Source organism: Streptomyces sp. NPDC102441 (genome assembly GCF_044765585.1).
Lineage (GTDB): Bacteria > Actinomycetota > Actinomycetes > Streptomycetales > Streptomycetaceae > Streptomyces.
In genome coordinates this window covers 53,939-69,338 of record NZ_JBIWKH010000003.1, presented here as the reverse complement: position 1 = coordinate 69,338, position 15,400 = coordinate 53,939, and the positions used below count along the sequence as shown (strand labels likewise).

9 protein-coding genes are annotated in these 15,400 nt (G+C 71.4%); 4 read left to right on the top strand and 5 right to left on the bottom strand.

All coding sequences use genetic code 11. The features are described 5' to 3' along the window. Window positions 1-62: 62 nt before the first annotated feature. The 3 genes from ACIREO_RS06530 to ACIREO_RS06520 are packed head-to-tail and all read right to left on the bottom strand — an operon-like array spanning window position 63 to window position 1,224. Window positions 63-329: a DUF4235 domain-containing protein gene (locus ACIREO_RS06530; protein ID WP_404105927.1), complete on the bottom strand. Its 267-nt coding sequence runs from the start codon at window positions 327-329 to the stop codon at window positions 63-65. Next, on the bottom strand, window positions 326-814 hold the full coding sequence (locus ACIREO_RS06525) for a DUF3618 domain-containing protein (protein ID WP_404105924.1): 489 nt from the start codon (window positions 812-814) through the stop codon (window positions 326-328). The genes ACIREO_RS06530 and ACIREO_RS06525 overlap by 4 nt, the downstream gene beginning before the upstream one ends. Continuing rightward, entirely contained in the window at window positions 811-1,224 is a 414-nt protein-coding gene (locus ACIREO_RS06520; protein WP_404105921.1) for a phage holin family protein, read from the bottom strand. The genes ACIREO_RS06525 and ACIREO_RS06520 overlap by 4 nt, the downstream gene beginning before the upstream one ends. 400 nt (window positions 1,225-1,624) lie before the next feature. On the opposite strand from ACIREO_RS06520, the gene ACIREO_RS06515 reads away from it, so the two are divergent. Continuing rightward, window positions 1,625-4,693 (top strand): endo-alpha-N-acetylgalactosaminidase family protein, encoded by a 3,069-nt coding sequence (locus ACIREO_RS06515; RefSeq protein ID WP_404105919.1) that lies wholly within the window; start codon window positions 1,625-1,627, stop codon window positions 4,691-4,693. 67 nt (window positions 4,694-4,760) lie between these two features. Here the strand turns inward: ACIREO_RS06515 and ACIREO_RS06510 are convergent, their stop codons facing one another. Further along, window positions 4,761-6,530: a beta-galactosidase family protein gene (locus ACIREO_RS06510; protein WP_404105916.1), complete on the bottom strand. Its 1,770-nt coding sequence runs from the start codon at window positions 6,528-6,530 to the stop codon at window positions 4,761-4,763. Between the two features lie 129 nt (window positions 6,531-6,659). Between ACIREO_RS06510 and ACIREO_RS06505 the strand changes: the two genes are divergently transcribed. Continuing rightward, the gene (locus ACIREO_RS06505) at window positions 6,660-7,547 is read left to right on the top strand and encodes a helix-turn-helix domain-containing protein (protein WP_404105914.1); all 888 of its coding nucleotides are present in this window, start codon (window positions 6,660-6,662) and stop codon (window positions 7,545-7,547) included. Between the two features lie 332 nt (window positions 7,548-7,879). Further along, on the top strand, window positions 7,880-11,827 hold the full coding sequence (locus ACIREO_RS06500) for a glycoside hydrolase family 2 TIM barrel-domain containing protein (protein WP_404105911.1): 3,948 nt from the start codon (window positions 7,880-7,882) through the stop codon (window positions 11,825-11,827). A 177-nt stretch (window positions 11,828-12,004) separates the two neighbouring features. Here ACIREO_RS06500 and ACIREO_RS06495 read toward each other — a convergent pair whose 3' ends face one another. Continuing rightward, a complete protein-coding gene (locus ACIREO_RS06495; RefSeq protein ID WP_404105908.1) occupies window positions 12,005-13,732 on the bottom strand; it encodes an RICIN domain-containing protein in 1,728 nt (575 codons plus the stop codon). A 437-nt stretch (window positions 13,733-14,169) separates the two neighbouring features. Here ACIREO_RS06495 and ACIREO_RS06490 point away from each other — a divergent pair, with 437 nt between their 5' ends. Continuing rightward, window positions 14,170-15,357 (top strand): MFS transporter, encoded by a 1,188-nt coding sequence (locus ACIREO_RS06490; RefSeq protein ID WP_404105905.1) that lies wholly within the window; start codon window positions 14,170-14,172, stop codon window positions 15,355-15,357. Window positions 15,358-15,400 lie beyond the last annotated feature (43 nt).

Here is a 15,400-nt window from a genome sequence, read left to right as displayed (position 1 = left end):
CCGCCCTTCTTCTCGGCCCCGCCCTCGCGGTGCTGACGGCTACCCAGTTGCCCCCGGGCGGGTCAGCCCGGCCAGACGCCCGTCAGACGACGCGTTGCCACGGCGCCCGAGCGGTCGACGGCCGCCTTGACCACTGCGAAGATTGCGCCCTGGAGAGCGGCGGCGAGCAGGATCTGCTGCCAGGACCGGTGCTCGTCCGTGGCATCGGGTGCGTCGCCCTCACCCTCGATGATCTTCCATGTCTGCTTGAACGCGGCACCCGCGAGCATGCCGCTAGCAGCACCGAGGGCCATACCGACCGGCTTGTAGGCGATCCTGGACACGTTCATCGGCGTCCCCGACGGTGGCGCACCAGCAGGACAGCGGCGAGCAGCGCACCACCCGCGAGAAGCGGGTTGCGGTTGGCGCGTGCGAACGACGTCGCCCGGCCTGCCTTTTCGAGCAGCGGGTCGGGGGCCCTGTCCGCCGCGTACTGTCCAGCCCGGGTGGCGGTCTCCCGTACGTAGGACGCGGCCTCGGCCGCCTTCTCCAGGACGGGATCGGGCGTCCTGTCCTGGACGAGGCGCGTGGCCTGCTCCGCCTTCCCGCGGACCTGTTCGGCCACCAGGGCAGCCTTCTCCGCGGCCTGTTCCTTCGCGGCGGCGGACTTCTCCTTCGCCTGTGCCTTGACGTCGGTCTTGGCGGCCAGGGCCTCGACGGTCCTCCCGAGTTCGTCGCGGGTGCGCTCGACCTGCTCGCGCAGCTCCTCGGAGTCGGAGGCGTCGGAGGCTTCGGGGACGGGGGTCCCTATGTTGGTCCGGGATTTCTTGCTCATCGGTGTGCCTTTCCCTTGATCTGGGCCACATCGGCCTTGACGCTGTCGACGGTCTGCTCCGGCGCGGGGGAGCCGGTCTCGGTGATCTGCTTCTTTCCGGCCAGGGCGGCCACGGCTGCGACCGCCGCCAGCACTGCCGTGACGATGAGGGCTGCCGCCCACAGCGGCAGCACCAGTGCGAGAGCCGCGATGCAGGTCGCGACCAGCGCCTGGGCCGCCAGGATGCCGGTGAGGCCCGCGGCGCCGAGGAGGCCGCCGCCCTTCCCGTAGCGCTTGCCCTTCTGACTCATCTCCGCCCGGGCCAGCTGCATCTCCTCGCGGACCAGCTCCGAAATCTGCTGCGAGGCGCGCGAGACCAGGACACCCAACGAGTCGTCGGTGGTGTCGGTCTGCCGCTCTGCCGTGCTCATGGCCAGGTCACCTTGCCTTCCTCGATCTGTCGGAAACATCGGCTGCCGCGGGACGTCGTTCGTCCGGTGAGGCGGGACCGGTGGGCCTCGTAGTGCTGGTCGAGGGCCGTCAGCGCGAGTCGGCTGCCCCTGGGGGGACGGTGAGTGGCCTCGAAACGAGCCAGTCATGACGGAACCTCCTGGTTGAGCCGTGTATGCGGACGTCTCGGCTCGACTACCCCGCAACTGCCCCAGCACCCGTCCCGCCGGTAAGGGCGTCATAGGCGCGGGGCGCCGACGGCGTCCGGACCTGACCGCACGCGTTAGTCCAACACCCGTCCCTCCTTTGTCCATGGGCGCGTCCACTCCGAGCAGCGCATCTTGGCGTGCACAGATGCCGTCCAGCGTCAGGAGAGCGAGCATGCACGCACAAGACCCCGGACCGAGCCGCAGGACCGTGGTGGCCGCCACCGCGCTGGCGGGGGCCGGACTGGCCCTCGCGGGCCCGGGCACCGCGCTCGCGGCGCAGCGGGAGACCGTGCTGCGCTCCCGCGAACTGGAGGTGCGTGTCGATCCGGACTTCCCGCGCATCGTCTCGTACACCGACCGCGCCGACGGGGCCGTCCTGCACGGCCAGGAGGACCCGGTCACCTCCGTGCTGATCGACGGCACCGCCCGTACCCCACGGGTGACCTCGCGCCCCGGTCGCGACCGGGCCTCGTACACCCTCGCCTTCGACGGCGGCACGGAGATCCGGGCCGAGATCCGTGTCACCGGCCGCCGGGTGGACTGGCGGGTCACCAGGATCACCGACACACCGGCCCTGCGCGTCGGCACGCTCCAGATCCCGGAGCTGGCGTTCCTGTCAGTACGCAGCGACCAGCCGGGCGCCGCTCTCCTCGCGGCTCAGATCCAGCTCGACAAGGCCGGGAGCGGCGACACGCTGGTCGAGCTCACGCCCGGTACGGCGGCCGACGCCGCGCCGACGGGCTGTGCGTACGCCGTCGTCTCCCACGACCGGCTCGGCGGCGCCCTGGAGACCAACACCACGTACGACAAGCCCGACAGCGCGCCCGGCGCCACCTGGGAGAACGGGCGGCTGTGGCGACAGACCGTCAGGAAGGACGGATACGTCAAGGCACAGCTCGCCTGCGGCCAGTGGACGCACCGTGCCGCGACCGCGCCCCTGGACGCCACCGAGCCCCTTCCCCAAGCCACCGTGATCATCACCGGTGACCGTAACGCCGACGGAGTGGTGGACTGGCAGGACGCCGCCATCGCCTTCCGCGACATCATGACCGACCCGCTGGGCGCCGACGAACAGCATCTGCGCGTCGTCCCGCACATCCCGTTCAACTTCGCCGGCCAGGCCACCAACCCGTTCCTCGTGACGCTCGACAACGTCAAGCGGATCTCCCTCGCGACGGACGGCCTGCGCCAGTACACGCTCCTCAAGGGCTACCAGTCGGAGGGCCACGACTCCGCCCACCCCGACTACGCGGGCAACCACAACGAGCGCGCGGGCGGCCTCGGGGACCTCAACACGCTCGTACGCGAGGGACGCGGATGGGGGAGCGACTTCGGCGTCCATGTGAACGCCACCGAGTCGTACCCCGTCGCGAACGCGTTCTCCGAGACGCTCGTCGACAAGAACAACGAACAGTGGGACTGGCTCGACCAGAGCTACCGCATCGACCAGCGGCGCGATCTCGTCTCAGGCGACATCATCAAGCGTTTCCAGGACCTCAGGGACGAGACCGACCCCGCCCTGAACATGCTCTACATCGACGTGTTCCGCGAATCCGGCTGGACCTCCGACCGGCTCCAGCGGGCACTGCGCGAACAGGGCTGGCAGGTCACCACCGAGTGGGGACACGGCCTCGAACGCTCCTCCCTGTGGTCCCACTGGGCCACGGAGACCGACTACGGCGCCGACACGTCCCGGGGCGTCAACTCCCAGCTGATCCGCTTCATCCGCAACCACCAGAAGGACGTCTTCGCCGACAAGTGGCCGACGCTCCTCGGGATACCGCGCACCGGCAACTTCGAGGGCTGGGTCGGCAAGACCGACTGGAACACCTTCTACCAGCAGATCTGGACCGACAGCCTGCCCGCCAAGTACCTCCAGGCATACCCCGTCAGAACCTGGGGCGCCCACGAGATCACCTTCTTCGGCCAGACGAAGACGTCCGTGGACGACACCGACGGCAGCCGCCGCATCACCACGGACGGCAGAGTCGTGTACGAAGGGGGGCGCTACCTGCTGCCCTGGGAGCCGCGCGAAGCCACCGACCCGCACCGGCTTTACCACTACAACCCGGAGGGCGGCAGCAGCACCTGGCTGCTGCCGCGCGGCTGGGCCGGCCGGTCGCGGGTCGCCGTCTACCGGCTCACCGACCAGGGGCGGGAGTACGTCCGCGAGGTGCCGGTCCGCTCGGGCCGCGTCACCATCGAGGCCGAGGCGAAGCAGCCGTACGTCGTCCACCGCACCCGGATGCCCGCGCCCCCGGACCCGGAGTGGGGGCAGGCGACGCCGCTCCACGACCCGGGCTTCAACTCCGGCTCTCTGGACGGCTGGACCGTCAGCGGCCCGGCGTCGGTGGAGCTGAGCGCCCTCGGCGACTACGAACTGGTCGTCGGCGCCGGTCCGGCGGCGGCCGCCGGCCAGCGGCTCGCCCGCCTCGCACCGGGCAGCTACGCCGCCTCCGTACAGGTGGAGGTCGGGAAGGAAGCGGGGGAGAGGCGGCGGGCCGCGCTCACCGTGCGCACCGCCGACGGAACCACCGCCGAGAACTGGACGGACTCCTCGACCGCCGTCAATCTCGTCGCGGCGGACCGCAAGCACGACACCCGCTTCCAGCGCATGTTCACGTACTTCACCGTGCCGGACGGCGGCGGGCCCGTGGACCTCACCCTGCGCGCCGAAGCCGGGAACTCCAGGGTCCGCTTCGACAACGTGCGGGTCGTCGCCGCGCAGCGCACCACCAGGGCCGGAACGGTGGCCTTCGAGGACTTCCAGCACGTGCCCCAGGGCTGGGGCGTCTTCGTCAAGGGCGACGCGGGCGGTACGACCGACCCGCGCACCCACATCGCGCAGCGGCACGCCCCGTTCACCCAGCGGGGCTGGAACGGCAAAGCGATCGACGACATCGTCGACGGGACCCAGTCGCTCAAGTCGCGCGGCGAGAACGACGGCCTGGTCCACCGCACCGTGCAGCACACCGTCCGCTTCGAGGCGGGGAGGCGCTACCGAGTGACCTTCCGTTACGAGAACGAGAAGGCGGAACAGTACGCGTGGATCACCGGGGTGGACGCACCGGCCTCCCGCGAGCTCGACCGCAGGGACCTTCCCGTCGCCACCTCGCCGGCCGTGATGAGTTACGAATTCACCGCGCCGGCCGAGGGCGAGACCTGGGTCGGTCTGCGCAGGACCGGCGACGACGGGACGGCGGAGTTCGTCCTCGACTCCTTCGAAGTGCGCGAGGTATGACGCGCAGCTGACGCCACGGAAGGCCGGCCCCGACAGTGGACCGGCCCTCCGTGGCTTCCTGGCACCGTCAGTCGACGGGCAGCTGACGTTCGCCCGAGCGCTCCAGTTCCAGGACCCACACCTCGTTCACGCCCTCGCGCAGTACGGTCCCGGGCACGTACAGGGACTCCTGGGGCCCCACGCTCCAGTAGCGCCCCAGGCAGAAGCCGTTCACCCACACGAAGCCACGCTCCCACCCCGGCAGCGCGATCCCGGCGTCACCCGCCCCCCGCACGTCGAACGTGCCCCGGAACAGCCCAGGGGCGCCCGCCTCCGGAGAACGGAACGGAACCCCTCCGAGCGGCCCCTCGCCCTCGAACGCGTCCAGGGCGAGCCCCCGCGCCCGCACACCGTGCAGATACTGCCGCTCGTGCAGGACGCCCCCCGTGATTCCCTTCGGCTCGCCGAGTCGAGGCCCGTAGTTGACCCGCCCCAGCGACTCCACCCACAGCTCCACCGCCGCAGGTCCCGCGACCGGCTCGTCCAGCGCCGTGTACGAGCCGGCCTCGGCCGGACCGCCGCCCAGCACCCCCGCCCGCACCCCGTCGACGTACACCACCGCACGGTCCCGCAGCCCGGTCACACCCAGCGGGTACGGCGGACGCGGCCCCGGCACCTCGACCCGGTAGCGGACCACCCCCCGGTCCACCCCCAGCTCCTCGAAGGACGGGGGCGCCGCCCACTCGGCCTCCGGGCCGCCAAGGGTGTCCATGACCTCACTCAGCGGCGCCCACTCCACGAGCTCCGCGCACACCGGACCGGCCAGGGCGGCCGGCGGAGGCGGCACATCGGGAAGCGGGGCACCATCCTGCTGGTGGGGCGCGAGGAGGTCCCGGAACAGCCAGAACTTCTCCGTGGGACGGCCGTACTCGTCGATGGGAGCGTCGTAGTCGTACGACGTCACGGTCGGCTGGAGCTCCCCGCCGTGCATTTCCCCGGCACGGTTCGCCCCAGACCAGCCGCCGAAGTTCGTACCGCCGTGCGCCATGTAGATGTTGACGGACGCGCCGCACCGAAGGATCTCCTCCAACGCCGAAGCCGCGTCGGCGGGATCCCGTACGACCGGCTCCGCACCCCAGTGCCCGAACCATCCGCACCAGAACTCCATGCACATCAGCGGCCCGTCCGGACGGTGCCGCCGCAGTGTCTCGAAGCCCTCCCGGGCCCCCGAACCGAAGTTCGCCGTCGCCAGGACCCCGGGCACCGACCCACCCGTCAGCATGTGGTCCTCCGGCCCGTCGGAGGTGCACAGCGGCACGGTCACGCCGACCCCGCGCAACAGCTCCGCGAGACGGCCCAGATAGACCTGGTCGGAGCCGTAACTGCCGTACTCGTTCTCCACCTGCACCATGATCACCGGGCCGCCCCGGTCGATCTGCCGCCGCACCACCTGCGGCAGCAGTCGCCGGAACCACCGCTCCACCTGCCCGAGGTACTCCGGATCGCGGGTCCGCACCCGGGTGCCCAGCGTCCCTGTCAGCCAGTGGGGCAGACCGCCGTTCTCCCACTCCGCGCAGATGTACGGACCGGGCCGCACGATGGCCCACAGCCCGGCAGCCCCCGCCGCGTCCAGGAACCGTCCCAGCGCCTCCACGTCGCGGTGGCGCCCCTCCTGCGGCTCGTGGAGGTTCCACGGGACGTACGTCTCCACACAGTTCAGCCCCATGGCACGCAGCATGGCCAGCCGGTGCCCCCACTGGCCCTCGTGCACCCGGAAATAGTGCAGAGCGCCCGACAACAGGCGTACGGGCCGCCCGGCCAGCTCGAAATCCCGCTCGCCCACCGTGAACTCAGCCATCGTCCCCGCCTCTCGTTCCACCACCGCCCCACCTCACCCCCTGGCGGCGGAGCGGTCCATGGACAAAGATCAGCACTGTTTGGACGCAACGGAACACCGACCGACCGGGCGGGGAGGACACGAAAGCGGATGTACCACACCTGGATGCGCTATTTCACGCCCAGCCCCACCCACCACAAGCTGGGGCTGGTATGCCTCGGAGTCGGCCTCCAGCACGGCACCCTGCCGACCGTCGGCCCCCGCACCCTCGACCACCACGTCGCCGTCGTCATCAGCGCGGGCAGCGGCTGGTACCGCCGCCCCGACGGCGGGCACACCCCCGTGACCGCCCCCGCGCTGATCTGGCTCGTACCGGGCATCCCGCATCACTACGGTCCCGATCCCGCCACCGGTTGGGACGAGAGCTTCGTCGACTTCACAGGGCCGGCCACCGCCCCGTACACCGAGCTCGGCTACATCGAGCCCGACCGCCCGGTCGTCCCCCTCGCGGACACCGGGTCCGCCCGCGCCGCCGTGAGCCGCATCGCCCGCGCGGCCCGCCTCGGCAACCCTCTCCTCGAAGTCGAGACCGGCGCCGCCGTGCACGAACTCCTCGTCGCCCTGCGCCGCGCCCGCGCCGACGTCGGAGCAGACGGAGACCCCGTGCTCCACGCCCTCGCCCGCGACGCCTTCCAGCCACTGTCCGTCGCCGAGCACGCCTCCCGTCATGGAATGACCCCGGCCGAACTGCGCAACGCCGTGCGCCGCAGCGCCGGATGCAGCCCCAAGGACTACCTCCTCGGCATCCGCCTCGGCAGGGCCAAGGAACTCCTCGCCACCACCGAGCTCCCCGTGGCCGCCGTCGCCCGCCGCGTCGGCTACGACGACGCGGCCTACTTCTCCCGGCTCTTCACCCGCCGGGTGGGCACGGCCCCCGTCCGCTTCCGCGACCAGCAGGGCCGGGCTGTCCCCGGCGGCTGGAGCAACCGGATCCCGGATCCCGGACACCCCCCGACCATCGCCTCCCCGACGGCTTGAGCGGCGATGACCGCTCGTGCGCGCCCGTTGACACCTCTCACCACCCGTCACTAGCGTCACGGCAGGATTTCGGACGCCCGACGAGATTTCGAACGTGACGAAGAGGCAACTTCCCCCGCGAGGAGCCGCATCGACATGACGACCAGCAGTGCTACGCACGACGGCGGCGGACTCCGCCGGGCCCGCGAAGGCGGCCACCGGAGCAGGTCCGGGCCCTGAGGTCACCTTCGGCACGCCGGCCACATCGAACACACCGCACGGAACTCGACACGCCTTCGTGCGGTGCGCCGCACGGGCGCACCGCACACGGCCATTCCTAGGGGTCCACTGCCATGCAGCACTCGTCTTCCCCCCACCAGCCGCCCCGCCCGCACCGGAGCGTCAGCCGTCGCCGGCTCCTGGAGGGCGGAGCCGCCGGCTTCGGCGCGCTCGCCCTCTCCACCCTCCCGGCCGTCCTGCCCACGGGTGCGGTCGCGCGCGCCGACTCCGATCCCGCGGGCCCGCCGGCCAACGGCTACCCGGAGTGGAACAACAACATCGCGGTCTGCGACGTCGGTTCGGAGCCTCCGCACACCACGCTCATGCCGTACGCGGACGTCGGCCAGGCCCTCGCCTGCGACCGGACACGCTCCCCGTGGCGGCTCGATCTCGACGGCACGTGGAAGTTCGCCTACGCCGACCGCCCCGACGACCGCGACCCCGACTTCCACCGGACCGACCTCGACGACCACTCCTGGGACACCGTTCCCGTGCCGTCCTGCTGGCAGCTGCACGGTTACGACTTCCCGATCTACACCAACATCACCTATCCCTGGGCGGGCCCCAACGGTCTGGGCGAGGAAGCACAGCCGCCCTTCGCGCCCACCCGCTACAACCCCGTCGGCCAGTACCGCCGCACCTTCACCGTTCCGCGGGGGTGGGCGGGGCGCCGGGTGTTCCTGCACTTCGAGGGGGTGAAGTCCGCACACTACGTATGGATCAACGGCAAGCCGGTGGGCTACCGCGAGGACTCCTACACCTCCGCCGAGTACGACATCACCCCGCACCTCCAGCAGGGCCGCAACCAGATCGCCGTGGAGGTCTACCGCTACTCCGACGGTGACTGGATGGAGGACCAGGACATGATCCGGCTGAGCGGGATCTTCCGCTCGGTCCACCTCTTCTCCACCCCCGCCGTCCACCTGCGGGACTTCAAGCTCGACACCCCGCTCAGCGACGGCTACACAGCCGCACAGCTGTCCGTCACCGCCTCGGTGCGCGCGTACGGCGACGCACCGGGGAAGGCCACGTACACCGTCGAGACCCAGCTCTACGACGCCGACGGGCATCCGGTCTGGTCCCGCCCGCTGCGGCAGCCCGCCGACCTCGGCTCCGCCCCGGCCGGACAGGACGTGAGCGTGCAGTCCGCCAAGGCCGTGCCGAGGCCGGAACTGTGGTCCGCCGAGCACCCGAACCTCTACACCGCCGTGCTGCGGTTGCGTGACCCGGCGGGCAGGGTGACCGAGACGCTGTCGCACCGGGTGGGCTTCCGGGAGTTCGCGCTGAAGGACGGGCTGATGCGCATCAACGGCAAGCCCGTCTCCCTGCGCGGCACGAACCGGCACGAGATGCACCCCGAGCGGGGCATGGCGCTGACCCGCGAGGACATGGTCACGGACATCGAGACCGTCAAACGGCTGAACATGAACAGCGTCCGCACCTCGCACTACCCGAACAACCCGCTGTGGCTGGAGCTGGCCGACGAGTACGGGCTTTACCTGGTGGGCGAGACCAACCTGGAGAGCCACGGCATCCGCGACACCTACCCGGGGGACCACGCCGACTGGTCCGAGGTGTGTGTGGGCCGCGCCAGGAACATGGTCCACCGCGACAAGAACCACGTCTCCGCCGTCATCTGGTCCCTCGGCAACGAGGCCGGCACCGGCTCCACCTTCGTCGCCATGCACGACTGGATCCGTTCCTACGACCCCACGCGGGTCATCCAGTACGAGGGTGACGACCGGCCGGGCATCAGCGACATCCGCTCGGAGATGTACACCAGGCCCGCCCAGGTCCAGGAACGTGCCGAGGACTCCACCGACACCCGGCCGTTCGTCCTGATCGAGTACTCCCACGCGATGGGCAACTCCAGCGGCAACTTCAAGAAGTACTGGGACATCATCCGCCGCTTCGACGTCCTGCAGGGCGGCTGGATCTGGGACTTCGCCGACCAGGCACTCACCTGGCCCACGCCGTCACGCAAGCTGTTCACGGAAGCCGGCCCCGGTGCGGTGAACGGGGAGATCCTCGCCGCAGCCGGCACCTTCGACCGGGACAAGGGTGTGTACGGGGGCACTGTCTTCGCCCCCGACGCAGGCCTCGACATCACGGGCTCGCTGACCCTGGAGGCCTGGGTCACGCAGAGGGCCACCGGCCTTCATCAGCCCTTCCTCGCCAAGGGCGACACCCAGTACGCGCTCAAGACGACGGACAGCAGTCTGGAGTTCTTCATCCACTCGGGCGGCAGCTGGACCACAGCGAGCTGGGCGCTGCCGGAGGACTGGACCGGCACCGAGCACCACATTGCCGGGGTCTACGACGCGACGGCGGCCACGCTGACCCTCTACGTCGACGGTGAGGCCAAGGCCACGAAAGCCGCGCCCGAGCCGCCCGGCAGCAACACCGCACCGTTCTCGCTCGCCACCGACGCGGAGAACCCGGCACGGGAGTTCAGCGGGACGATCCGGCGGGCGCGCGTCTACGACCGCGCTCTGACCGCGTCCGAGCTAGCCTCCGGATCCCGGGGCCCCGGCGACGACGGCGTGCGCTTCTGGTTCGACGCCGCCACCGTCAACTTCAAGGAACGCAAGCCCTCCGAGCGGACGTTCCTCGCCTACGGCGGCGACTGGGGCGACAGCCCCAACGACGGCAACTTCTCGGGCGACGGCATCGTCACCGCCGACCGCGGGCACACCGGCAAGGCCACGGAGATCAAGCAGATCCACCAGGCGATCAACGTGACGGCCGACGACGGCGACGCGTCCTCCGGACGGATCACCGTGACCAACGAGTACCTCTTCACCAACCTGCGTGATTTCCACGGGGGCTGGGCGCTGGTGGCCGACGGCGAGGAGGTGCAGCGCGGAAAGCTCACCCGCGCCCAGCTGGACGTCGCGCCCCTGGCCGGCAAGACCATCACCGTCCCCTTCACACTGCCCGACGACCCGGCGCCGGGAGCTGAGTACTTCCTCCAGCTGTCGTTCACCACCAAGGAGCCCACCAAGTGGGCGAAGGCCGGATTCGAGGTGGCCAGGCAACAGCTCGCCGTCGACGCCGGCAGCCCGGCGGTGACGCCCCGGCCGCTGGACTCCGTACCGGCGCTCAGCCACCAGGACGGCGAGGGCTCCGTGACGGTGACGGGGGAGGGCTTCTCCGTCACCGTCGACAAGGGCAGCGGTGTCATCACCTCCTACGAGGCGGGCGGCGACCAGCTGATCACCTCGGGGCCCGCCCCGAACTTCTGGCGTGCCCCCACCGACAACGACGCCGGCAACGGACAGCCCGGACGGAACGCCACCTGGCGCCACGCCGGCAGCGGCCGCGAGGTGACGGGAGTGGAGGTGCGCGAGCTGGGTGACCGCGCCGTCGAGATCACCGTCAGCGGCACCCTGCCCACCTCGACGGAGTCCACGTACACCACGACGTACACGGTCTTCGGCAACGCCGAGATCAAGGTCGACAACACCCTGCACCCGGGCGCGGCCGGACTCCCGTACATCCCGGAGGTCGGCACCCTGCTCCTCCTCCCCGGCCGTCTGGACCACGTGCGTTACTACGGCCGCGGCCCGGACGAGAACTACTGGGACCGCAACAACGGTACCGACGTGGGCGTCCACTCCTTCGACGTCCCCGGGAAGCGGACCCCCTATCTCCGCCCGCAGGAGAACGGCAACCGGACGGACACGCGGTGGGTGGCGCTGACGGACGCCGGCGGCACGGGGCTGCTCGCGTCCGGCGAGCCGCTGATCGAGTTCAACGCCTCGCACTTCACTCCGGAGGACCTGTCGGCAGGCGTACGCCACGACTACCAGCTGACGCCCCGGGAGGAGGTCGTCCTCCGGCTGAACCACCGGCAGATGGGGGTGGGCGGTGACGACAGCTGGGGTGCCCCCACGCACGACGAGTACAAACTGTTCGCGGACCAGGACTACTCGTACACCTACCGGCTGCGTCCGCTGACCGATCCCGACGGCGCGGCGGCGGCGTCGCGCCGGCCGACGGCGACGGAGTTCTCCGCATAGCGCGGCGACGGTCGGGGAGCCCTGTCACCGGGCCTCCCCGTCCTCCGGGCACGGGGTGAACCGGACTCGGGCACGACGGCCCGCCAGGTGTGCCTGGCGGACCGTCAGTCACGCATCATCGAGGTGAGTTCAGGCGCCCCGGGGGAACGGAGGACAGGCATCCGGCTCCGGCAGGCCTCAGGCCCGCTGCAGCTGCCAGATCTGCGGCTGGAGGCCGTTGCACGTCCACTGCTGGACGTTGGCGCCCGGCGTCCGGGAGCCCTCGGCCACATCGAGGCACTGGCCGCTGGACCGGGAGACGAGCCGGTAGTAACCGCGGCCGACGTTCTCCGCACGCCAGTCCTGGGCCGGCGCGGCGTTGCAGGACCACTGCCGGACGTTCGCACCGGGCGTGGCGGAGCCGTTCTCCACATCCAGGCAGTGGCCGCTGTCGCGGCCTGTGAGGGTGAAGTGGCCGCCGCCCCGGGCGCGGAGCGTCCAGTCCTGCGGGCCCAGCCCGTTGCAGGTCCACTGCTGAACGTTGCCGCCCGGCGCACGGGAGTCCGCCGCCACGTCGAGGCAGTGCCCGCTGCCGGCGTTCCGCAGCCGGTAGGGCGCCCCGTCCACCACCCCGGCCGCGTCACCGCTGCCGGTGGCGGAGCCGGTCGCGACGTACGGCCGGCACACCGAGCCGTCGAAGTCGGTGGCGATCTGCAGCAGACTCCTCCCGTCGGCGGACGGAAGCAGCGGGGAACTGTAGTTCTGGCAGTAGTTCACCGCGGGATCGGTGACCCGCACGGGCGACTCGATCTCGTACCAGGGGCCGCTGCCGTTCTCCGTGTTGACGAGAACGGTACGGCCGCTGTCCGCCGAGGGGGTGCCGTCCCGGTTGAGCAGCCGCTGGCCCACCAGCAGGATCCGGCCGTTCGGCGCTCCGTCAGGTGACGGAGCCCACGCGATGGTCGGTGCGGCCCGGAAGTACTTGCCGTCGACCGTCTCCGGACGGTTGCCCAGTGCCGTCGGGGCACCCCAGTCCCACCCGTCCGCCGACGTCCGGAAGTGCACCACGCACTGGTACTGGCCGCCGGGGTTGCAGATCTCGAAGCTCATGAAATACGTGCCGTTCGGCAGCTTGCGCACCACCGGCATGCCCGGCCGGTCCGGGGCCCAGCCGCTGGCCACGGTGTCGTGGTGGCCCTGCCAGGTGACGCCGTCGTAGCTGCGTGACGCCACCAGCTTCTGACTGTGGGCGGGATCCGTCTCGTCGGCGTAATGGCAGACGAGCGCGCCATCGGCGGCAATGGAGAACTCCGGTTCCCACAGGCCGCCGGTGCCGTTCGCGGTGGCACAGGCGGAGAGGTAGGACCAGGTCCTGCCCACGTCGTCGCTGCGCCAGATGCGCAGCGCCATACGCCGGTCCTGCTCGTCCTGGCCCGCGGACGAGGCCCACAGCAGCGTGCCCGTCGCCAGGGACCCCACCTGGCGCGGCAGCTCGAACAGGGTCGCACAGCAGAGCCCTTGGCCCGCTGCGGACTCGGGGTCGGCGACCCGGCCGACCTCGTGGAAGGTCGTGCCGCCGTCGGTGCTCTCGTGGATGGCGCCGATGCCGTTGTTGCCGTCGAAGGTGACGACGCTCGCCAGCACACGTCCGTCGGCCGCCCCGCTGTGGGCGAGACGGATGGCGCGGGGATACAGACCCGTACCGTCGCCCAGGGGTGTGCCCGTGGCGGCCACGGCGGTGGGAGAGGCGGTGGCCGCAGGGGAAGTGCCCGCCGTGGACGGCGCCGCGAGGGCCAGCAGCAGGCTCAACGCCCCCGCGACGCACAGCAGAAGTCGATGAACGGCGGCCCGGGGGCGGGGCGACGCCGCGCCGGGGGACCGGCTGTTACCTGGCGAGGTGTGGGGGTGAGGTCGTGGTCCGCGCATGCGCATCTGGGTTCCTCTCCACTGGTGACGGGGGTAATGGCGGCCTGGGGAGGCGGCCACCGCGGCGTCGGTGACGGCGAGTATCTACATCGATGTAAAAGTGGGCCGGGCCGGTGCGGATCCAGACTGTGGCACACCCCGCGCGGAGGGGGAAGTGGCGGCGCACACGTGGCTGATTCCCGGCAGGAGTCCCGAGCGGAAGGGGCGCCGGGTTCAAGGCGGCGGTTGCTCCCTTGTGCGATTCCGCGCGCCGCTGCTCTATCGTGAGGAGGTCATCAACTACCGCATGACTTCTGCCCGGTGCCGGGGCCGACGTGGGGTGCGCGTCCCCGCTCCACGTCACCACTGGACGGCTCCAGGCGCAGCCACGGGTCGGCACATCCGGACGCCGACGACCCCGTGTGGCGCGTCCCGCCGGGTGGCGAAAGGGATGCGTCGTGCCTTCGGTATCGGCGAACTACGGTATTCTGCTGCGCACTTCGGGTGCCGCGGCCTTTTTCCTTCCGGCCGCTGTCGGGCGTCTGGGCATCGCCATGACGGGGATCGGCATCGTCTGGCTGGTACATGCACGCACCGGGTCGTATGCCATCGCGGGTCTCGTCACCGGCGGGTTCGCTGTGGCGGACGCCGTCGCCGGGCCTCAAATAGGACGCCTTGTGGACCGGTACGGTCAGGCTCGGGTGCTCTGCTGCGCGCTCGGCGCACATGCCGGGGCCGTGGCACTGCTGCTCGCCGGCGCCGTCCCGGACCTCGCCGCCGGAGTGCTTGTCGGGGCGACGTTGCCGCAGCTCGGTGCCCTGTCCGCCGCTCGCTGGACCGTCCTACTGTCCGGTGACCGGGCCGCCGCGCTGCCCACCGCCTTCGCCCTGGAGGCCCTCGCCAACGGCGTGTCCTACCTGGCGGGCCCGGCCCTGGTGAGCATCCTCGGTGCGGCGGGCCGCCCGGACGCCGGGGTGCTGCTCGCCGCCGCGCTCGTCGTCGGCGGCGGGCTCGCCCTCGCCGCCCAGCGCCGCACCATGCCGACCCTCACCGGCCGCGCCGAACGCCGGCACGCCGGACGCGCCCTGCTGCGCTCGGCATTCCTGCGGCAGGTCGCGCTCGGCCTCGCGCTCGGGGTGTTCTTCGGCGCGATGCAGGTGTCCGTCGCCGCGTACGCCGTCGGACGTGGCACGCCGGATGCGGCGGCTCTGCTCTATTCCGCTTCCAACTGCACCAATCTGGTGGGTGGCTGGGTCTACGGAGCATGGCGCCACGGCGGCTCACCACGGCGCCGTCAGGCCGCGGCCGCCGCCTGCCTCGCTCTCGCGAGCCTCCCGCTGACCTTCCTCGACGCGCCCCTCGCGGTCGGCGCCACCCTCGCCCTGACCGGACTCTCCGTGCCGGTCCTGCTGATCCTCGCCTCCGTCCTCACGGAGGCGTCGGTTCCGCGCGCCGTCCTCACGCAGGCGTTCACCTGGGGCAACTCCGCAAGCGCGGCAGGATCGGCGGGCGCCGCGGCGGTCGCAGGGCGGGTGGTGGACGCGGGCGGCGCGCACGGCGGTTTCGGTGTGGCGGCGGGGGCCGCGGTGGTGATGACGGTCCTGGCGCTCGGCGGCCCGCGGGAGGGCGTTCCGCGAGCCGTGTGATCGCACAGTCCGGCACGGCGCTGGGTGCTGCCCGCCCGGCGCC